The 19624-nt window shown below is 39.4% G+C and carries 14 protein-coding genes, 8 tRNA genes, 3 rRNA genes and 1 pseudogene; 20 read left to right on the top strand and 6 right to left on the bottom strand.

The window, feature by feature from the left end:
- Window positions 1-245: 245 nt before the first annotated feature.
- The 11 genes from MKY69_RS07980 to MKY69_RS07930 all read left to right on the top strand — a co-directional run bounded on the left by MKY69_RS07980 (window position 246) and on the right by MKY69_RS07930 (window position 5976).
- Window positions 246-1794 (top strand): 16S ribosomal RNA (locus tag MKY69_RS07980).
- Window positions 1795-1902: 108 nt separating this feature from the next.
- Window positions 1903-1975, top strand: a tRNA-Ala gene (locus tag MKY69_RS07975).
- 237 nt (window positions 1976-2212) lie between these two features.
- Window positions 2213-5116: ribosomal RNA gene (locus MKY69_RS07970) — 23S ribosomal RNA — on the top strand.
- Window positions 5117-5199: 83 nt separating this feature from the next.
- Window positions 5200-5315, top strand: a 5S ribosomal RNA gene (gene rrf / locus MKY69_RS07965).
- The 16S, 23S and 5S rRNA genes sit together here with 8 tRNA genes alongside, the layout of an rRNA operon.
- Before the next feature lie 16 nt (window positions 5316-5331).
- Window positions 5332-5404: transfer RNA gene (locus tag MKY69_RS07960), tRNA-Val, on the top strand.
- 4 nt (window positions 5405-5408) lie between these two features.
- Window positions 5409-5481, top strand: a tRNA-Asp gene (locus MKY69_RS07955).
- Window positions 5482-5534: 53 nt separating this feature from the next.
- A tRNA-Lys gene (locus MKY69_RS07950) sits at window positions 5535-5607 on the top strand.
- Window positions 5608-5613: 6 nt separating this feature from the next.
- A tRNA-Leu gene (locus MKY69_RS07945) sits at window positions 5614-5695 on the top strand.
- A gap of 12 nt (window positions 5696-5707) precedes the next feature.
- A tRNA-Thr gene (locus MKY69_RS07940) sits at window positions 5708-5780 on the top strand.
- 37 nt (window positions 5781-5817) lie between these two features.
- A tRNA-Ile gene (locus MKY69_RS07935) sits at window positions 5818-5891 on the top strand.
- 13 nt (window positions 5892-5904) lie between these two features.
- Window positions 5905-5976 (top strand) — tRNA-Glu (locus MKY69_RS07930).
- Window positions 5977-6073: 97 nt separating this feature from the next.
- On the opposite strand, the gene MKY69_RS07925 is transcribed toward MKY69_RS07930, so the two are convergent.
- The 3 genes from MKY69_RS07925 to recX all read right to left on the bottom strand — a co-directional run bounded on the left by MKY69_RS07925 (window position 6074) and on the right by recX (window position 7826).
- Window positions 6074-6385 (bottom strand): DUF960 domain-containing protein, encoded by a 312-nt coding sequence (locus MKY69_RS07925; protein WP_003108472.1) that lies wholly within the window; start codon window positions 6383-6385, stop codon window positions 6074-6076.
- A gap of 50 nt (window positions 6386-6435) precedes the next feature.
- Window positions 6436-6969 carry a nucleoside tri-diphosphate phosphatase gene (gene ntdP / locus MKY69_RS07920; protein WP_003107423.1) on the bottom strand — a complete coding sequence of 178 codons (534 nt, stop codon included), beginning with the start codon at window positions 6967-6969 and terminating at the stop codon, window positions 6436-6438.
- 80 nt (window positions 6970-7049) lie between these two features.
- Window positions 7050-7826 carry a recombination regulator RecX gene (gene recX / locus MKY69_RS07915; protein ID WP_340791347.1) on the bottom strand — a complete coding sequence of 259 codons (777 nt, stop codon included), beginning with the start codon at window positions 7824-7826 and terminating at the stop codon, window positions 7050-7052.
- Window positions 7827-7941: 115 nt separating this feature from the next.
- Between recX and rlmD the strand changes: the two genes are divergently transcribed.
- Window positions 7942-9297: a 23S rRNA (uracil(1939)-C(5))-methyltransferase RlmD gene (gene rlmD, locus MKY69_RS07910; RefSeq protein WP_340791345.1), complete on the top strand. Its 1356-nt coding sequence runs from the start codon at window positions 7942-7944 to the stop codon at window positions 9295-9297.
- A gap of 116 nt (window positions 9298-9413) precedes the next feature.
- Here rlmD and MKY69_RS07905 read toward each other — a convergent pair whose 3' ends face one another.
- Window positions 9414-10373: an IS30-like element IS1062 family transposase gene (locus MKY69_RS07905; RefSeq protein ID WP_002360751.1), complete on the bottom strand. Its 960-nt coding sequence runs from the start codon at window positions 10371-10373 to the stop codon at window positions 9414-9416.
- A gap of 298 nt (window positions 10374-10671) precedes the next feature.
- Between MKY69_RS07905 and MKY69_RS07900 the strand changes: the two genes are divergently transcribed.
- The 5 genes from MKY69_RS07900 to MKY69_RS07880 all read left to right on the top strand — a co-directional run bounded on the left by MKY69_RS07900 (window position 10672) and on the right by MKY69_RS07880 (window position 14871).
- Window positions 10672-11589 carry an amidohydrolase family protein gene (locus tag MKY69_RS07900; protein ID WP_003105791.1) on the top strand — a complete coding sequence of 306 codons (918 nt, stop codon included), beginning with the start codon at window positions 10672-10674 and terminating at the stop codon, window positions 11587-11589.
- A complete protein-coding gene (locus MKY69_RS07895; RefSeq protein WP_076751591.1) occupies window positions 11589-12263 on the top strand; it encodes a putative quinol monooxygenase in 675 nt (224 codons plus the stop codon). Before MKY69_RS07900 ends, MKY69_RS07895 begins: the two co-directional genes overlap by 1 nt.
- A gap of 115 nt (window positions 12264-12378) precedes the next feature.
- Complete coding sequence (locus tag MKY69_RS07890; protein ID WP_003107414.1) at window positions 12379-12999, top strand: GNAT family N-acetyltransferase; 621 nt, start codon at window positions 12379-12381, stop codon at window positions 12997-12999.
- 30 nt (window positions 13000-13029) lie between these two features.
- Window positions 13030-13611 (top strand): GDSL-type esterase/lipase family protein, encoded by a 582-nt coding sequence (locus MKY69_RS07885; protein ID WP_003104832.1) that lies wholly within the window; start codon window positions 13030-13032, stop codon window positions 13609-13611.
- 112 nt (window positions 13612-13723) lie between these two features.
- A protein-coding gene (locus tag MKY69_RS07880) for an IS3 family transposase (protein ID WP_096368445.1) occupies window positions 13724-14871 on the top strand; the annotation gives its coding sequence in 2 pieces (ribosomal slippage) (window positions 13724-13976 and window positions 13976-14871; 1149 coding nt in all).
- Here MKY69_RS07880 and MKY69_RS07875 read toward each other — a convergent pair.
- Together MKY69_RS07875 and MKY69_RS07865 are read right to left on the bottom strand one after the other, a co-directional pair.
- Window positions 14868-15268: pseudogene (locus MKY69_RS07875) on the bottom strand (IS3 family transposase); the annotation flags it as partial. The gene MKY69_RS07880 and the pseudogene MKY69_RS07875 sit on opposite strands and share 4 nt — an antisense overlap.
- 172 nt (window positions 15269-15440) lie before the next feature.
- A complete protein-coding gene (locus MKY69_RS07865; RefSeq protein ID WP_013794192.1) occupies window positions 15441-16343 on the bottom strand; it encodes a LysR family transcriptional regulator in 903 nt (300 codons plus the stop codon).
- 161 nt (window positions 16344-16504) lie between these two features.
- On the opposite strand from MKY69_RS07865, the gene MKY69_RS07860 reads away from it, so the two are divergent.
- Genes MKY69_RS07860 through MKY69_RS07850 form a run of 3 tightly spaced genes read left to right on the top strand, consistent with a single transcriptional unit; the run spans window position 16505 to window position 19555 of the window.
- A complete protein-coding gene (locus MKY69_RS07860; protein WP_076751590.1) occupies window positions 16505-17341 on the top strand; it encodes a sugar phosphate isomerase/epimerase family protein in 837 nt (278 codons plus the stop codon).
- Window positions 17342-17378: 37 nt separating this feature from the next.
- Entirely contained in the window at window positions 17379-18236 is an 858-nt protein-coding gene (locus MKY69_RS07855) for an SDR family NAD(P)-dependent oxidoreductase (RefSeq protein WP_003105209.1), read from the top strand.
- A 41-nt stretch (window positions 18237-18277) separates the two neighbouring features.
- Window positions 18278-19555: an MFS transporter gene (locus MKY69_RS07850; RefSeq protein WP_003107410.1), complete on the top strand. Its 1278-nt coding sequence runs from the start codon at window positions 18278-18280 to the stop codon at window positions 19553-19555.
- Window positions 19556-19624 lie beyond the last annotated feature (69 nt).

Below are 19624 nucleotides of genomic sequence, written 5' to 3'. Positions count from 1 at the left end.
AAAACGACTGGTTAGAGATTTCAGAAATTAAAAAGAAATTTAAAAAAGTTGTTGACAGCAACTATCAGACCTGATAGAATATAATAGTTGTCTCGTAAGAGATAAGAAGACCTTTGAGAACTGAATAAGACAAAAACCAAACGTGCAGGGTGATATGTTTATGCATATTACCTGTCAATTAAGTAACAAAAAAACAATAAATCTGTCAGCGACAGATAAGAATGAGTTAAACATCAAATTAACATATAAATGAGAGTTTGATCCTGGCTCAGGACGAACGCTGGCGGCGTGCCTAATACATGCAAGTAGAACGCTGAAGACTGGTGCTTGCACTAGTCAGATGAGTTGCGAACGGGTGAGTAACGCGTAGGTAACCTACCTCATAGCGGGGGATAACTATTGGAAACGATAGCTAATACCGCATGACAATTAAGTACTCATGTACTAAATTTAAAAGGAGCAATTGCTTCACTATGAGATGGACCTGCGTTGTATTAGCTAGTTGGTGAGGTAACGGCTCACCAAGGCCACGATACATAGCCGACCTGAGAGGGTGATCGGCCACACTGGGACTGAGACACGGCCCAGACTCCTACGGGAGGCAGCAGTAGGGAATCTTCGGCAATGGGGGCAACCCTGACCGAGCAACGCCGCGTGAGTGAAGAAGGTTTTCGGATCGTAAAGCTCTGTTGTTAGAGAAGAACGGTAATGGGAGTGGAAAATCCATTACGTGACGGTAACTAACCAGAAAGGGACGGCTAACTACGTGCCAGCAGCCGCGGTAATACGTAGGTCTCGAGCGTTGTCCGGATTTATTGGGCGTAAAGCGAGCGCAGGCGGTTATTTAAGTCTGAAGTTAAAGGCCGTGGCTCAACCATGGTTCGCTTTGGAAACTGGATAACTTGAGTGCAGAAGGGGAGAGTGGAATTCCATGTGTAGCGGTGAAATGCGTAGATATATGGAGGAACACCGGTGGCGAAAGCGGCTCTCTGGTCTGTAACTGACGCTGAGGCTCGAAAGCGTGGGGAGCAAACAGGATTAGATACCCTGGTAGTCCACGCCGTAAACGATGAGTGCTAGGTGTTAGGCCCTTTCCGGGGCTTAGTGCCGCAGCTAACGCATTAAGCACTCCGCCTGGGGAGTACGACCGCAAGGTTGAAACTCAAAGGAATTGACGGGGGCCCGCACAAGCGGTGGAGCATGTGGTTTAATTCGAAGCAACGCGAAGAACCTTACCAGGTCTTGACATCCCTCTGACCGTCCTAGAGATAGGACTTTCCTTCGGGACAGAGGTGACAGGTGGTGCATGGTTGTCGTCAGCTCGTGTCGTGAGATGTTGGGTTAAGTCCCGCAACGAGCGCAACCCCTATTGTTAGTTGCCATCATTAAGTTGGGCACTCTAGCGAGACTGCCGGTAATAAACCGGAGGAAGGTGGGGATGACGTCAAATCATCATGCCCCTTATGACCTGGGCTACACACGTGCTACAATGGTTGGTACAACGAGTCGCAAGCCGGTGACGGCAAGCTAATCTCTTAAAGCCAATCTCAGTTCGGATTGTAGGCTGCAACTCGCCTACATGAAGTCGGAATCGCTAGTAATCGCGGATCAGCACGCCGCGGTGAATACGTTCCCGGGCCTTGTACACACCGCCCGTCACACCACGAGAGTTTGTAACACCCGAAGTCGGTGAGGTAACCTAATAGGAGCCAGCCGCCTAAGGTGGGATAGATGATTGGGGTGAAGTCGTAACAAGGTAGCCGTATCGGAAGGTGCGGCTGGATCACCTCCTTTCTAAGGAAATGGAAGCACGTTAGGAAAAGTCTTATTTAGTTTTGAGAGGTCTTATTAAAGTAATGAGATAGAAACACCACTAATAATGTAACAACCAGTTTATTAGTCGGGGCCTTAGCTCAGCTGGGAGAGCGCCTGCTTTGCACGCAGGAGGTCAGCGGTTCGATCCCGCTAGGCTCCATTATCTAGGATACAAAGAGATGTTCGGCTTGCCGAAATTTCTTAAGAAATTAATCTCGTGTTCAACTAGATAAGTAGGATAAAAATCCTAACATAGTCCATTGAAAATTGAATATCTATATCAAATTCCACAATTAAGAAATTAATTGTAGAAAAAAGTAACAAGAAATAAACCGAAAAAAAGATAAACGCGAACATATTAAAAAAAATTAAAAGAAGGTCGAAAGACTGGAAATAAGGTTAAGTTAATAAGGGCGCACGGTGGATGCCTTGGCACTAGAAGCCGATGAAGGACGTGACTAACGACGAAATGCTTTGGGGAGCTGTAAGTAAGCTTTGATCCAGAGATGTCCGAATGGGGGAACCCGGCATGTAATGCATGTCATCCATGACTGTTAAGGTCATGAGAAGGAAGACGCAGTGAACTGAAACATCTAAGTAGCTGCAGGAAGAGAAAGCAAACGCGATTGCCTTAGTAGCGGCGAGCGAAACGGCAGAAGGGCAAACCGAGGAGTTTACTCCTCGGGGTTGTAGGACTGCGACGTGGGATCAAATACTATAGAAGAATTACCTGGGAAGGTAAGCCAAAGAGAGTAATAGCCTCGTATTTAAAATAGTAAATGACTCTAGCAGTATCCTGAGTACGGCGAGACACGCGAAATCTCGTCGGAATCTGGGAGGACCATCTCCCAACCCTAAATACTCTCTAGTGACCGATAGTGAACCAGTACCGTGAGGGAAAGGTGAAAAGCACCCCGGAAGGGGAGTGAAATAGAACCTGAAACCGTGTGCCTACAACAAGTTCGAGCCCGTTAATGGGTGAGAGCGTGCCTTTTGTAGAATGAACCGGCGAGTTACGATATGATGCGAGGTTAAGTTGAAGAGACGGAGCCGTAGGGAAACCGAGTCTTAATAGGGCGACTTAGTATCATGTTGTAGACCCGAAACCATGTGACCTACCCATGAGCAGGTTGAAGGTGAGGTAAAACTCACTGGAGGACCGAACCAGGGCACGTTGAAAAGTGCTTGGATGACTTGTGGGTAGCGGAGAAATTCCAAACGAACTTGGAGATAGCTGGTTCTCTCCGAAATAGCTTTAGGGCTAGCGTCGATGTTAAGTCTCTTGGAGGTAGAGCACTGTTTGGGTGAGGGGTCCATCCCGGATTACCAATCTCAGATAAACTCCGAATGCCAACGAGATATAATCGGCAGTCAGACTGCGAGTGCTAAGATCCGTAGTCGAAAGGGAAACAGCCCAGACCACCAGCTAAGGTCCCAAAATAATTGTTAAGTGGAAAAGGATGTGGGGTTGCACAGACAACTAGGATGTTAGCTTAGAAGCAGCTATTCATTCAAAGAGTGCGTAATAGCTCACTAGTCGAGTGACCCTGCGCCGAAAATGTACCGGGGCTAAAACAATTTACCGAAGCTGTGGATTACCTTTAGAGGTAATGGTAGGAGAGCGTTCTATGTGTGAAGAAGGTATACCGTGAGGAGTGCTGGAACGCATAGAAGTGAGAATGCCGGTATGAGTAGCGAAAGACAGGTGAGAATCCTGTCCACCGTAAGACTAAGGTTTCCAGGGGAAGGCTCGTCCGCCCTGGGTTAGTCGGGACCTAAGGAGAGACCGAAAGGTGTATTCGATGGCCAACAGGTTGATATTCCTGTACTAGTATGTAAAGTGATGGAGGGACGCAGTAGGCTAACTAAAGCGTGCGAATGGAAGAGCACGTTCAAGCAGTGAGGTGTGGTATGAGTCAAATGCTTATACCTAATACATTGAGCTGTGATGAGGAGCGAAATTAAGTAGCGAAGTTAGTGATGTCACACTGCCAAGAAAAGCTTCTAGCGTTTAATTACATACTACCCGTACCGCAAACCGACACAGGTAGTCGAGGCGAGTAGCCTCAGGTGATCGAGAGAACTCTCGTTAAGGAACTCGGCAAAATGACCCCGTAACTTCGGGAGAAGGGGTGCTGGCGTTAGCGTCAGCCGCAGTGAATAGGCCCAAGCAACTGTTTATCAAAAACACAGCTCTCTGCTAAATCGTAAGATGATGTATAGGGGGTGACGCCTGCCCGGTGCTGGAAGGTTAAGAGGAGTGCTTAGCGTAAGCGAAGGTATGAATTGAAGCCCCAGTAAACGGCGGCCGTAACTATAACGGTCCTAAGGTAGCGAAATTCCTTGTCGGGTAAGTTCCGACCCGCACGAAAGGCGTAATGATTTGGGCACTGTCTCAACGAGAGACTCGGTGAAATTTTAGTACCTGTGAAGATGCAGGTTACCCGCGACAGGACGGAAAGACCCCATGGAGCTTTACTGCAGTTTGATATTGAGTATCTGTACCACATGTACAGGATAGGTAGGAGCCATTGAAGACGGGACGCCAGTTTCGTCTGAGGCAATGTTGGGATACTACCCTTGTGTTATGGCTACTCTAACCCAGATAGGTTAACCCTATCGGAGACAGTGTCTGACGGGCAGTTTGACTGGGGCGGTCGCCTCCTAAAAGGTAACGGAGGCGCCCAAAGGTTCCCTCAGATTGGTTGGAAATCAATCGTAGAGTGTAAAGGTATAAGGGAGCTTGACTGCGAGAGTTACAACTCGAGCAGGGACGAAAGTCGGGCTTAGTGATCCGGTGGTTCCGCATGGAAGGGCCATCGCTCAACGGATAAAAGCTACCCTGGGGATAACAGGCTTATCTCCCCCAAGAGTTCACATCGACGGGGAGGTTTGGCACCTCGATGTCGGCTCGTCGCATCCTGGGGCTGTAGTCGGTCCCAAGGGTTGGGCTGTTCGCCCATTAAAGCGGCACGCGAGCTGGGTTCAGAACGTCGTGAGACAGTTCGGTCCCTATCCGTCGCGGGCGTAGGAAATTTGAGAGGATCTGCTCCTAGTACGAGAGGACCAGAGTGGACTTACCGCTGGTGTACCAGTTGTCTTGCCAAAGGCATCGCTGGGTAGCTATGTAGGGAAGGGATAAGCGCTGAAAGCATCTAAGTGCGAAGCCCCCCTCAAGATGAGATTTCCCATGATTTTATATCAGTAAGAGCCCTGAGAGATGATCAGGTAGATAGGTTAGAAGTGGAAGTATAGCGATATATGAAGCGGACTAATACTAATAGCTCGAGGACTTATCCTAAGATAAGTATGAACAAATAGTTTATTGACAGTTTTGGTCAAACTTGTTAGAATATAGATATTCAATTTTGAGTGGACTCAAAGTTAAGTGACGATAGCCTAGGAGATACACCTGTACCCATGCCGAACACAGTAGTTAAGCCCTAGAACGCCTGAAGTAGTTGGGGGTTGCCCCCTGTTAGATACGGAAGTCGCTTAGCTTAAAGAATACTCATTGGGAGTTTAGCTCAGCTGGGAGAGCATCTGCCTTACAAGCAGAGGGTCAGCGGTTCGAACCCGTTAACTCCCATAAAGGTCCCGTAGTGTAGCGGTTATCACGTCGCCCTGTCACGGCGAAGATCGCGGGTTCGATTCCCGTCGGGACCGTTGAAATCGATATTAATCTGGTTTCATTTTTAATTGGATTTAGATTCAATGAAGACTCGTTAGCTCAGTTGGTAGAGCAATTGACTTTTAATCAATGGGTCACTGGTTCGAGCCCAGTACGGGTCATCTTAAGCGGGTTTGGCGGAATTGGCAGACGCACCAGATTTAGGATCTGGCGCTTAACGGCGTGGGGGTTCAAGTCCCTTAACCCGCATAAAGATAATAAGCCGGCTTAGCTCAGTTGGTAGAGCATCTGATTTGTAATCAGAGGGTCGCGTGTTCAAATCATGTAGCCGGCATTGCTTTATGCAAATATATTTTCCAAGCTAGTAGCTTGGGCGCGTAGCTCAGGTGGTTAGAGCGCACGCCTGATAAGCGTGAGGTCGGTGGTTCGAGTCCACTCGTGCCCATTAAATTTATTATGGTCCGTTGGTCAAGGGGTTAAGACACCGCCTTTTCACGGCGGTAACACGGGTTCGAATCCCGTACGGACTATAGTATGGTTCTCATTATTGAGAACTTTTTTTGTGCCAAATTATTATACTAATGATATTTCAACTACAAACTAAAAAAGAGCCAAGCAAGCCCTTTTTTAGTAGATTTCATGTCCTAGTAATATAGTTTCTGTACCATTGTTATCAACAATATAGATGACTTTAGGCAAAAATGGGTCATATGTATATGGTGTATCAATGACTATTCTTACTTTGTTTTTCTGATCATTGTATTCAATAGCAGTTTTTTTCTTATTATCGAGAATTCGAAAAACAAGGATATTGTCTAACTTAAAAACACCTTTTAGGTTATTGTCGATAAATGCCCAAAAAGAGTCAATGATTTCAGGGGGAATACTTGTAGCAATGCCGAAACTGGCATAGCGTTCTTTCGTGTTTTGAAATGCCATCTTTACTCCTTTCAAGTGATAAAGCACCCCAATGGAGTGCCAGACAACTATTAACGATTCTTCAGTTCAAGATAACGTTTGTACCAAATAGCGATATACTCTTCAGAAAAAGGTCCTTTCCCGTTGTTTATCCAATCAACAAGAATTTTTACATTTTCTTTCAGGATATAATCCATATCTTCTGTATAGTGCATTTCTTTTTTATGTTGTTCATACTCATCAACATCTAATAATCGTTTTTCCCCATCAGCAAATACTTTGACATCTAAATCATAGTCAATGTATTTGAGGGCTTCACCATCAAGCACATAGGGGCTTGCTAAATTACAGTAGTAAGAAATGCCATTGTCTCTTATCATAGCAATAATATTAAACCAGTACTTCTTGTGAAAATAGATAATTGCTGGTTCTCTTGTAACCCATCGTCTACCATCACTTTCTGTTACTAATGTATGATCATTTACGCCGATAAGAGCATTTTCAGTTGTTTTTAGTACCATAGTATCACGCCAAGTTCGGTGCAACCTACCATCATGCTTATAACTTTGAATTGTAATAAAGTCGCCTTCTTTAGGTAACTTCATGCCCAACCAACTTTCTACAATTAAACTTATCAGATTTATTTTATCATAAAAGTAATATAAAATCACTCAATTTGAGTGACTTATAAGTATTCTCGTAATTCTCTACTTATATCGTCACTGTCAAAACCTTTTCGATATAAAGCTTGGAAAAGTCTTTGTTTCAGATCATAACCATCATATTTTCGTGAATATTTACGATAGGCTTTTTCTAATTCTTTTCCCAATAAGTCATCAGTATTATCATCATATTCATTGAAATCAAAAGTTGCTTTAACAGATTTGATTTGGTCGAATGAAAAGCCTTTGGAAACCATTTGCTGGGTTAGCTTATCTTGAAGTGCTTTAGGAGGTAGTTTACCTTGAAATTTTTTAATTATTTTATTAGCAACTTTATCGGCAATTTCAGTAAAGTCATTATTCTGTAGTTCTTGTTCGATATAATGGGAGGAGATTCCTTTTTGCATTAATTTTTGTTTCAGAATCATTGGTCCTTTATCACCATTTAATTCATTTTGTCGGACATAAGACTCAACATATTTACGGTCATCCAACCACTTATCTTTCTCTAAATCTGTTATAACTTGTTCAATAGTAGCAGAATCAATCTCATGTTTTTCGAGATATTTTTTGACTTCATTTTTTGTTCTCACTTGGAATGAAATATGATATAGCGCTAAGTTCTTTCCGTGTGAATAGTGAGCGAATTCTTGGATTTGTCTTAATTGGTCAGCAGTGATGGTCATCCCTTTACTGAGCATAAAGCGAACAATCGTATCTTCTGTAACATACAATTTCTCAGAGTCATCCATCTCAACTAAGTATAAACGTTTTTTCTTTTCAATTTTACTGATTTTCATACTAATCATTATACCAAATAAATGGTAAAATAGATGGTGACAGCTTTGAGATGATAATTATTTCCAAATTAAAGCTTGGGTATTATAAGAGTAGAAACAAAGTAACGGGGGCAGTATGAACTATCTTAAAGAACGACAAAAAATTCCATTAAAAATTAAACGAATAGGAATTAATGGTGAAGGTATTGGTTTTTATAAAAAAACCTTAGTATTCGTACCTGGTGCATTAAAAGGAGAGGATATTTTTTGTCAAATAACCTCTGTCAAACGAAATTTTGTCGAAGCAAAGCTATTAACCATAAATAAAGTCTCAAAAGATCGTGTAGAGCCAAGATGTCCCATCTATAAGGAGTGTGGCGGGTGTCAAATTATGCATTTGGCTTATCCAAAGCAGCTCGTGTTCAAGACTGATGTCATCCGACAAGCCTTGAAAAAATTTAAACCTGAAGGTTATGAAAGTTATCCAATCCGTGAAACACTTGGTATGGATGAACCTTGGCATTATCGAGCCAAACTGCAATTTCAAACCAGACAATTTGGCGGAAAAATTCGAGCTGGCTTATTTGCTGAGAATAGCCATCACTTAGTCACGATTGAAAATTGTTTAGTTCAAGATAAAGATACTCAACTTGTGATTAATAGTATTGTAAAATTATTAGACAAGCACAAACTTCCTATTTTTAATGAGCGAAAAATTGATGGCTTACGAACAGTGATGATTCGCAAAGCTGTGGCAAGCAAAAAAATACAAGTCATTCTGATTACTAGTAAAGCTTTAAGATTAACTGACTTTATTAATGATTTGGTTAAGGAGCATCCTCAAATTATGACAATTGCACTTAACCATAACAAATCAAAATCAAGCGATATCTACGGGGAGTCAACAGAGATTATTTGGGGAGAAGATAAAATTGAGGAAGAAGTCTTAGACTATCAATTTAGCTTATCCCCACGAGCATTTTATCAGCTCAATCCCAAGCAGACACAAGTTCTTTATCAAGAAGTAAAAAATGCTCTACAAGTAACAGCAACCGACCATATTATTGATGCTTATTGTGGAGTTGGGACAATTGGCTTTGCTTTTGCTAATCAAGTTGCTAGCATCAGAGGAATGGATATCGTACCTGAGGCCATCGCTGACGCCAAACAAAATGCACAAGATTTGGCTATTATTAATACCTTGTATGAAACAGGAAAAGCTGAGGAAATAATCCCTAAATGGTATCAGTCAGGTTACCGAGCTGATGCTATAATAGTAGACCCTCCAAGAACTGGTTTAGATGATAAACTATTGCAAACAATTATTACTTATCAGCCAGAAAAGATGGTTTATGTCTCTTGTAATACATCAACATTAGCTAGAGATTTAGTTTCTTTAACAAAAGTTTACAAGGTTGAGTATATTCAATCAGTCGATATGTTTCCTCATACAGCCAGAACAGAAGCAGTAGTTAAATTAACAAAAAAATAAAGTTCATGAAAAACAGAAAGCTATTTTATCAAAAATGGCTTTTTCTTAAAATTACCAAAAAAACCTATTGTAACAGTCTAGGAAAGTTGTTTACATAATTATTAATATATTAATTGTCAAATTAAGTTAGACAATTCCTCTTTGCATATGTGACTCAAGAATACTTCTATTGGTGTTTTATAGTTTAATGATTTTCGAGGGATATTATTTCTTTTCGATGCAATAGATTGGATAAAAGATTCATCAACTTCGTTGAAATCCATTTGCTTTGGTAAACCATCTTTACGTAATAAACCATTAGAGTTTTCATTTAACCCTCTTTGTGATGGTGTACCAGGATCTGCAAAATAGATATCAATATCATTTATATTACTGATTGATTTCCAATTTGAAAATTCCTTTCCACAATCAAAAGTCATTGATTTGAATAGATGCTTAGGTACAGATTGCATCCATTGGTTCAAACGATTTTCAATATCTATAGCTCGTCTGCCTTCTGGCTGAAGAGTGATGATTACTTTAGATAATCGCTCAACGAGGGTAATAACAGCACTTTTGTGCTTTTTACCCACAATAGTATCCCCTTCAAGGTGGCCAAATTCTTGATTGAATTTAGAATAATCATTTCCTCTGTCACGAAGTGATCGACGAAAAGATTGTTTTCCCCGAGTTTCTTTGTGTCCGTTGGCTTTACGTTTTCCTTTCATAGGTAGGTGAGTCACTTCAAATACGCCTTGTTTAAACATACGATAAAGTGTACGCATAGAACAAGAAATAGAAAACTCTGCACGGCCAACAATCACATCAGGTGTCCAACCTTGAACAACCCTCTTTTGAATATATTCTGTTTGTTCATCTGATAAGACAATAGGACGTCTGCCACAGCGAGTTTTATTCTTCTTGTATTGATTGAAATAATCTAGAGCATTGTGCCCTGTTTTGAAAAATTGGTAAACTTTATGAATCGTTTGTCTAGATCTATTCAGTAGTACTGCGGTTTTGGCTACAGATTGATGATTATTATAATACGCCTCTATCATTGCAAGTTCATTTGATGTAAGATGGGTATAGGTCATTTGTCTTCACTCCTTATAATTCTTTTGCGGGAACTATCTTGAGTGTAGCACAAATGACTTTTTTATTTGTCTAGCTTAATTTTACAATCGGCGATATTACAAAACGATAATATTATTATATAAATGTTTGAGTTTTCACAACATTTAGAAATCGCCTGTATAGGTATTTCTTCTGTGTTAATAACGTCGTAAAGAAAATTAAGCAATCTCTTAATTGAAAAGAGACACAAAAGAAGTTAGGGAAACCCTTAACTTCTTTTTTTTGCTATAATGGAGAAAATGAGAAAAGAGACTTAAGATGGAAAAGATTGATTGTTTTGCCCATGTCTTATTACCCAAATTTAAAGCAAAAATTTTGGAAGTGGCACCAGCTATACCAGAACAAATGCCATTTATTAATCATCCCCTCTTAACGGATATGGAAGCACGACGTCAAGCTCAAAATGCTGGCGTTAAACAAATTCTATCTTATGTGAATACCAATCCCGAGGACTATCTTGACCCTGACAAAGCTATTGAACTTGTTCAATCAGCAAACATTGAGTTGGTAAATTTAGTCAAAGAGAATCAAGATATTTATGCTGGTGCAGTTGCCATGCTTGCTCTTAACAATGTCTCGGAATCAGTTAAGCTCATTAAAGAAGAAGTGGCAACGAATCCACTTATTTTTGGGATTCAACTTTTCACCCGACATCTGGGACAATCTCTTGCTCATCCAGATTTTAAACCAATCTTTCAAATTTGTGCAGATTTAGACATTCCCATTTGGCTTCATCCGGTCTTTGACACGCGCAAGCCAGATAACAATATCATTTTCTCTTGGGAATATGAGCAAACGCAAGCCATGCTCCAAGTGGTCCAAGCTCGTTATTTTCAAGAATTTCCCAATCTTAAAATCATCGTCCATCATGCCGGAGCTATGGCCCCCTACTTTGCGGAGCGCATCAACCATATCCTTCCAGAAAAGCTAGCCGAAGATTTCCGGAAATTCTATGTTGATACCGCTCTTCTTGGCAACCCCAAAGCATTAGAGCTAGCTGTCGACTATTTTGGCTTTGATCATGTCCTTTTTGGAACGGATGCCCCTTTAGGAATTGCTCCAGCAGGTGCAACAGTGGAGATCATCCAAGCTATTGAGGAGCTACCACTCACAGAGGAGGCCAAAGATGGCATCTTCCAAGCTAATTTGCTGCAGTTAATAAGAGGAGAGTATTGATGAATCAACTGAGCCAAGCACCAATCATCAGATTATTTAACCTGAGCATTGATCCGACAAGTCAGTACCAATTTTCAGCAGTCGGACGAGAAAATTTGCTAGCTTCTTTGGAAAAAGAAGAAGGCACACTATTTATGGCGACTTGTCATTTACCTGGTCAAAAGGGTAGGAAATTGGTTTATGAAATTTATCAAGACCAAGCAGCCTATGAAAAACATGTCAGCTCTGAGCACTTTCAAGCATTTGTAAGTTATGCAGGACAGTCTGTTCGTGAGCGTCAAGTGATTAGTTTACAAGCTGAGTTACTCTTTGAAAAAGAAGGTAAAAAAGCAATTGACACTGCAAATGAATATTCAATTCGATTAGCAAAAATTACTGTAAAAAAAGAGGATGCTTGTCAGTTTCGAGATATTGTTGCTATTGAAATGGAAAAGGCTGTTCAAGTTGAAGAAGGTGTTATTTCCCTCTTTGCGGCGCGTGATCAGTCACAGTTGAATCAATGGTATTTCTTTGAAATTTATCAAGATGAGAAGGCTTACTTGTCCCATATTGAGACAGAGCATTTTAAAACCTATATTAGGGATGCTGCTCAATTTGTTGGTGATAAACAGTTAAATGTTCTTTCAGGAGAATTAGTAATTAGTCAAGGCGGCTTATCCTATCAAACACAATAACGATGTTTTCTATGCTAGACGTTTTTTATAAACCTAATCCTAACAAAAATGTTATGATTAGGTTTACAAGTATTTATGAAATAATTAACTCTGTTTAGCGAAAGGAAGTGACTCTTTGACTGTTCTCATTAGGCAAGTAAGGCTAGAAGATGCAAAAGCCTTACTTGCCATTTATCAACCTTACGTAGAAGAAACAGCTATCAGTTTTGAATATGAATTGCCTTCTTTAGTAGAGTTTACAAAAAGAATCAAGGCTATTCAGTCTGCTTACCCTTATTTAGTCCTTGAAAAAGATGGCGTCCTAATTGGCTATGCCTATGCTTCAGCCTTTCATGAGCGTCAAGCCTATGCCTGGTCTGTAGAGGTAACCATTTATTTAGATCAAAGCGCGCGAGGGCATGGTTTAGGGCAAATACTCTATCAAGAATTGGAATGTTTATTGGAACAAATGGGATTTCTGAATCTGAATGCTTGTATAGCTTGGACAAAAGAAGCTTCTCCCTTTCTAAATAATCGCAGTCAAGCCTTCCATCAGAAACTTGGATACAAAATAGTTGGTCACTTTAATAATGCTGGTTTTAAGTTTAACAGTTGGTTTGATATGATTTGGATGGAAAAGTTGATTGGTCAGCACACCAGCCAACCCCCAAAAATTATATCTTTTTCAGAGCTTTTAGCCAGTAAAAACTTGGTTGAACCTTGGCAAGTTCTGCTCACTGAATCTGAAAATAACTGAGTAGCCATTCCTAAAAGATAAGGAGAATCTATGAAAATACATGTGACAGGCGATAGTTTGATGGCAAGACATGAAGACGCCGATATCCCAATGGTCAACATTAAATTGTATGACTTAGATCCGACATTGAAAGTGACTAATTCGGCTATTTCGGGTAATAGCACGCGCGACTTGTTAGCTCGCTATGATGACATTATCATGGATACTCAATCAGAGTATTTGTTTGTGTTGGTCGGTACAAATGATTTATCAATAGACAGAGATGTCAGCCCCCTTGAATTTGAAAAGAATCTGAATCAATTGATTGATATCTTTGAAACACGCTTTGTGACACAACGGATTCACTTTTTGCTGCCACCTCCTGTGGATGAAGCAAAGCAGAAAAAAAGAACCAATCAACGATTGGTCCAATATGGTCAGCTGATTACTAAAGTTTGTCAGGAAAAAGACTGTTGTGTTTTAGATTTGAATCAAGCTTTCCGTGATGCTGCAACACCTGAAGTATCACTTGAAGACATTCTCGTTGGCATCAAAGATGATGGCTTGCATTTTGGAGAAAAAGGCTATGAAATTCTAGCCAAAACCATCAATGGTGCCTTAAAACGAAACTAAAAGAGCTAAGATATGAAGTGATCCCTAAAAGTTAGACAGTATATTTAAGATAAGGTGGAAAGGTTATAATAAACTAGACACAAAGTTAAGAGAAATCGTGGAAAGGTTTATTATGGCAAGAAGAAAATTCGATAAACAATTTAAAAATTCTGCAGTAAAACTCATTCTTGAAGAGGGTTACTCTGTTAAAGAAGTCAGCCAAGAGCTTGAGGTTCATGCCAATAGTCTTTATCGCTGGGTTCAAGAAGTTGAAGAATATGGAGAAAGTGCTTTTCCAGGCAATGGGACAGCCCTAGCTGATGCCCAACATAAGATTAAATTGTTAGAGAAAGAAAATCGTTATCTTCAGGAGGAACTTGAACTTCTAAAAAAGTTCCGGGTCTTCTTGAAGCGAAGCAAGTAAAACGTTTTGAATTTCTCTTGAAACATCATGGGAAGATAAAAATTAAGCATGCAGTAAAAGTTCTTAAGGTTTCTCGCTCAGGTTTCTATGAATACATGCATCGTCGTCCTTCAAAACAACAAGTGGAGAGAGAAATTCTCTCAGAGAAGATAAAAGCTGTCTTTCATGAGCATAAGGGACGCTATGGTGCGGTTAGAATTACCAAGGTACTTCATAATACTGGTATTATGACCAACACGAAACGTGTTGGGAAACTGATGCACTTGATGGGACTTTATGCCAAGGGAAGCCGTTATAAATATAAACATTACAACAGAAAAGGAGCTTCGCTTTCAAGACCCAATTTAATTAATCAGATCTTTAAAGCAACAGCTCCTAATAAAGTATGGCTGGGAGACATGACCTATATCCCTACCAAAGAAGGCACCTTATACTTAGCCGTGAATATCGACGTTTTTTCACGTAAGATTGTAGGCTGGTCAATGTCTTCACGGATGCAAGATAAACTGGTGAGGGATTGCTTATTACAAGCTTGTGGGAAAGAACATCCTCAGCCTGGCTTGATTGTCCATACTGATCAAGGGAGTCAATATACAAGCTCTCGTTATCAATCTACTCTTCGTCAAGTCGGTGCTCAATCTAGCATGAGTCGTAAAGGAAATCCCTATGACAATGCAATGATGGAGTCTTTTTATAAGACGCTAAAGAGGGAGCTTATTAATGATGCTCATTTTGAGACAAGAGCTGAGGCTACTCAAGAAATATTTAAATACATTGAGACCTATTACAATACAAAAAGGATGCATTCAGGTCTTGATTACAAGTCTCCAAAAGACTTTGAAAAATATAATTCTTAAATTCTCTTAACTCCGTGTCTAGTTTTTCGTTGACTTTCCAAGGATTGAGTTCTGTATTGTACAGGACTCAGTCCTTTTAATGTTAGTTTGATTCGTTTAGTATTGTAGTAGTTGATATATTCTGAAATAGCTTTTTTCAGTAGAAAGATTCCATCATGCCATTATCTAAGCTATTGCCTTTACGAGACATTGAGGGTTTCATACCATGGTCTTCAAGAAACTTATGATAAAACGCATGTTGGTACTGCCAAGCTTGGTCGCTATGTAAAATGGTTCCCAGATATATTTTCTCTGGAAAAGCACTTTCTCCATATTCTTCAACTTCTTGAACCCAGCGATAAAGACTATTGGCATGAACCTCAAGCTCTTGGCTGACTTCTTTAACAGAGTAACCCTCTTCAAGAATGAGTTTTACTGCAGAATTTTTAAATTGTTTATCGAATTTTCTTCTTGCCATAATAAACCTTTCCACGATTTCTCTTAACTTTGTGTCTAGTTTATTATAACCTTTCCACCCTATTCGTTAGATTGTTTGTCTAACTTTTGGGGTGCACTTCACTGTTTGGATTTTATTTTGACATTTGTTCGATTTGATATTGGTTGGTGACATAATTGATAAAGGCTTTGATTGCTGGGGGTTGGGAGATATTGTTTAAATAGGCCATATAATAGTAGCGTGATTTTTTTAGTTCATCTAATTCAATTATTTCGACGTCTAATGTTTTTAAAAAATCTAATTTGGGTAGGATAGCAATACCAAAGTTTTGTGCAACCAAACCAGCAATTGTCTCATCTTCTTCAATTTCAAATTGAATTTTCACCTGATCCATTTGGTCTTGATATAATTTTTCAACAACTGGTCGGACACCACTCTTTTTTGAAAACCAAATTTGTGGATAGGCTAATGTATCTGCGATAGAAACATGTTCTTTTTGAGCTAATTGGTGATTTTTAGGAACTACAATTACCATATCCTGAACAGCAATTGGTATATAAGTTATTTGTGGGTTTAATCCAATTTTAGAACAAAATGCTAAATCATAACGACCATCAATTAAGCCTCTTAATAAATCTTCAGTCATCCCGCTATCATTATAGAAGATGAAATTAGCTGGTGAGTTAGGATTATCTGTTAAGAACTGCCGTGTTAAATTAGGAATCACCCGATGACTTAATACCCTAAGTAATGCAATATTGATATTAAATGATTTGATTGTTTGTGCTTGTAAGGTAGCAACACTATCATCAATTAAATTTAAAGCTTCTTGGATATTTTTGGCAAAAGCTTTACCATTTTCTGTTAAACTGATGTTTCGCCCTTTTTTCTCAAATAAAATCACTCCTAATTCACTTTCAATAATTGAAATAGCATGACTAAGTGTTGGTTGCGTGATATGTAATTGTCTAGCTGCTTTTGTATAGTGTTCTAAATTAGCTAACGTAATAAAATACCTTAAATGCTGTAGATTCATTCTAAATCCCCCTCATGATCCTAAATTTATCTTATCACAACATATAAATTTTTTCTATGAAAACCCGTACAAAAATCAATTTGTTTTTGTGATTTTTTTAACTTATAATGAATTTGTAAATGAATGTTAACTTTTTAACAAACTTTCAAGGGGGACTTAGCATGTCAACAACATCACCAATCACTATTAGTTCTTGGACTTTAGGGGACACTTGCCTATTTGAGGATCGTGTTAAAGCGGCTAAAGAAGCAGGTTATGAAGGAATTGGACTTCGTTCAGAAACTTACGTAGATGCTTTAAATGAAGGTTTAACTGACCAAGCTATTTTAGATATCCTAGCAAAATATGATATCAAAGTAACAGAAGTTGAATACATTGTTCAATGGGCAGAAGAAAAACGTTCTTACGAGCAAAAATATAAGGAACAAATGTGTTTCCATATGTGTCGTTTGTTTGAAGTGGGTCATATCAATTGTGGCTTAATGGAAAATTATTCTATTGAATACACTGCTCAAAAGTTGAAAGAACTTTGTGGCCGTGCTGGTAATTTAATCATCGGTGTAGAACCAATGCCTTACAGTGGTTTACCTGATTTTGATAAAGCTTATGCAGTTGTTGAAGCCTCTGGCTGTGAGAACGCAATGCTAATTCTTGACACTTGGCACTGGGTTCGTGCAGACCAACCTTATCGTCAGTTGACTAAGGAACAAGCTGCTAAAGTCATTTCGATTCAAATCAATGATGCTTATGAACGTGCTTATGCACCAGCTATTCTCCGTGATGAATCAATGCATGACCGTCTTGCACCAGGAACGGGAGCTAAAGACACTAAAGGCTTTGTTGAGATGATTAAGGAAGCAGGAATTAATCCAAAAGTCATTGGTGTTGAAGTTATTTCGGATAACATTTTGGAACAGGGCTTAGACTATGCTAGTCAGTTTACTTATGATAACACTGTTAAAGTTTTGAGTGAAGCTTGGCCAGAACAATTAGATTAAATTATTTTTATAGGGTATAATAGAAAAAGGAGAAATTATGACAGAGCAATGGTTAGGTTTGGACGGAAAAGTCGCAGTTGTAACAGGAGCTGTTGGAGGAATGGGTAAAACTATTGTCCAAGAATTTGCAAAACAACATGTTAAAGTTGTCTTACTTGATATTAAAGAAGATGAATTGAAGGCTTATGCAGAGGAAGTTAAAAGTCAATATGGCGTAGAAACATTAGCTATTGTGACAAATTCAACTTCAGAAGAAGCAGTTGAAAATGCGGTTGCTAAAACAGTTGAAACTTTTGGTCAAGTTGATATTTTAGTAAACACAGCTGCTATGCTTCGTGCTTGTCCGCTTGAGGATTTACCACTTGAAGAATGGCGTCAAACAGTTGATATTAACTTAACAGGTTATTTCTTAGTATCTCAACGTTTTGGACGTCAAATGATTAAGCAAGGACATGGAAACATGATTCATGTTTCAACAATTGCCTCTGTATTCCCAGAAACATATTCAGCAGCATATAGTTCAACAAAAGCCGGTGTTAACATGATGTCTCGTCAAATGGCTGCTGAATGGGGTCAATTTGGCCTCAGAAGTAATTGTATTCAACCATGTTTTGTTAAAACACCTTTATCTGAAGCATTTTATGCTGATCCTGAAGTAGAAAAAGGTCGTAAAGCTTTAACAGCTAATAAACGGATCGGTAACACAATGGATATTGCTAATGCTGTTATGTATTTGGCAAGTGATCGTTCAGACTATACTAATGGTCATGAGTTACGTGTAGAAGGTGGTTTCGGTATTATGATGGGTGACCAAACACCAAAACCTGGCGGTCGTCGTGAGTATGCTGAAAAAGAGCATAATGCTTACTTAGAACGTATCAAGGCTAATAAGTAATAAGGATTAGCCAGCTTTGTCAGGCTAGCAAGGGAGAAAAGATGTTTAAAAACAATAAATACAACTTTACAGCAATCCTTTTATGGATGACTTACTTTTGTCATGGGATTCAAGCTATTATTATTTCGCAAAATGCAGATTTCTTCGCCAACAAATGGGGCGTTGAAGCAGCAGCTGTCTTTGCGGTTATCGCATGGACTGGTTTAGGAAAAATTTCCTTTTTAACTTTCTCTGGTTCTCTATCAGATAAAGTAGGTCGTAAACCGCTTATCGTTATTGGTCTTATCGGCTTTGTGATCATGTTTGGTTCCTTCTTGGTTGCTAACAACCTCTGGATGGCCAATATCTTAGCCTTTATCGGTGGAGCAATGACATCACTCTATGATGGTGCGATTAATCCAGCTTTGTTCGAAATGTACCCTGAAAATAAATCAACAGCTTCAATTTTCAGTAAAGCTTTCATTTCAATTTCATCAATGTTATACCCACTTTTAGTAGCATTCTTAGTTAGTCATAAAATGGCAATTGAAATTGGGATTATGGTTCCCTTCATTCTCAGTATTATTGTTTTAGCAGGTGTTTTAATCGCTCGTTTCCCAGATAATGATATTCGTAAAGAAGAAAAGGTTTCAGCGCGTGAAGCAATTAAAATCTTAGAATCACGTCAAAGTGTTGTGCCAACTACAACTGAAGAAAAGACTGTCACAGGTCGTCGTACAGCAAACTTTGCAGTTGACGGTGTTATCCTTTCAGCCTTTGCCTTCACAATCTATTCTACATTCTACTTATTCCAACAAGCTTCTAAATTATATGCACAAAATGTCATTCATATGTCCGAAACAAGCGCAGCATCCGTTACTTCTTACTACCAATTAGGTGGTTTGATTGCAACAATTGTTTTCTCAATTATGATGGCGCGTGGTATTCGTGACATTGCCTTGCTTGTTATTAGTCCTATCTTTGCAGGTCTTGCAGGATTACTCGTTTACTTTGTACCAACAGCAGCAACTTTAACAATTGCCGGCATCGTCATTGGTTTCTTCGCAGCTGGTGGTCTTCTCCAAATGGGTAACGCTGTATTAAACCAATTCTTTGATAAAAATAAAGGTCGTAACACAAGTATTTACTATTTTGTTATGGCATTAGGTTCATACATTGTTCCAATGTTAGCTTCAAAATTAATTGCTGCTAACAGAGCTGATCTCATTATGCTCTTTGTATCAGTTTGTGGTTTTGCTTCAGCAGCACTTATGTTCTTTGCTGGAAAACGTTACAGCCATATTTTTGGAGTATCAGTCTTTTCAAACTCAAAAAAATAAAAAATTAGACAGTAGAATGAAAGAGAAATCTTTCATTTTAACTGCATTATAGCAATAAAGGAGATTAAC

The sequence above is a fragment of the Streptococcus sp. FSL R7-0212 genome (genome assembly GCF_038007985.1).
GTDB classification, from domain to species: Bacteria; Bacillota; Bacilli; order Lactobacillales; family Streptococcaceae; genus Streptococcus; species Streptococcus parauberis.
This window is presented reverse-complemented; position numbering and strand designations above follow the sequence as displayed.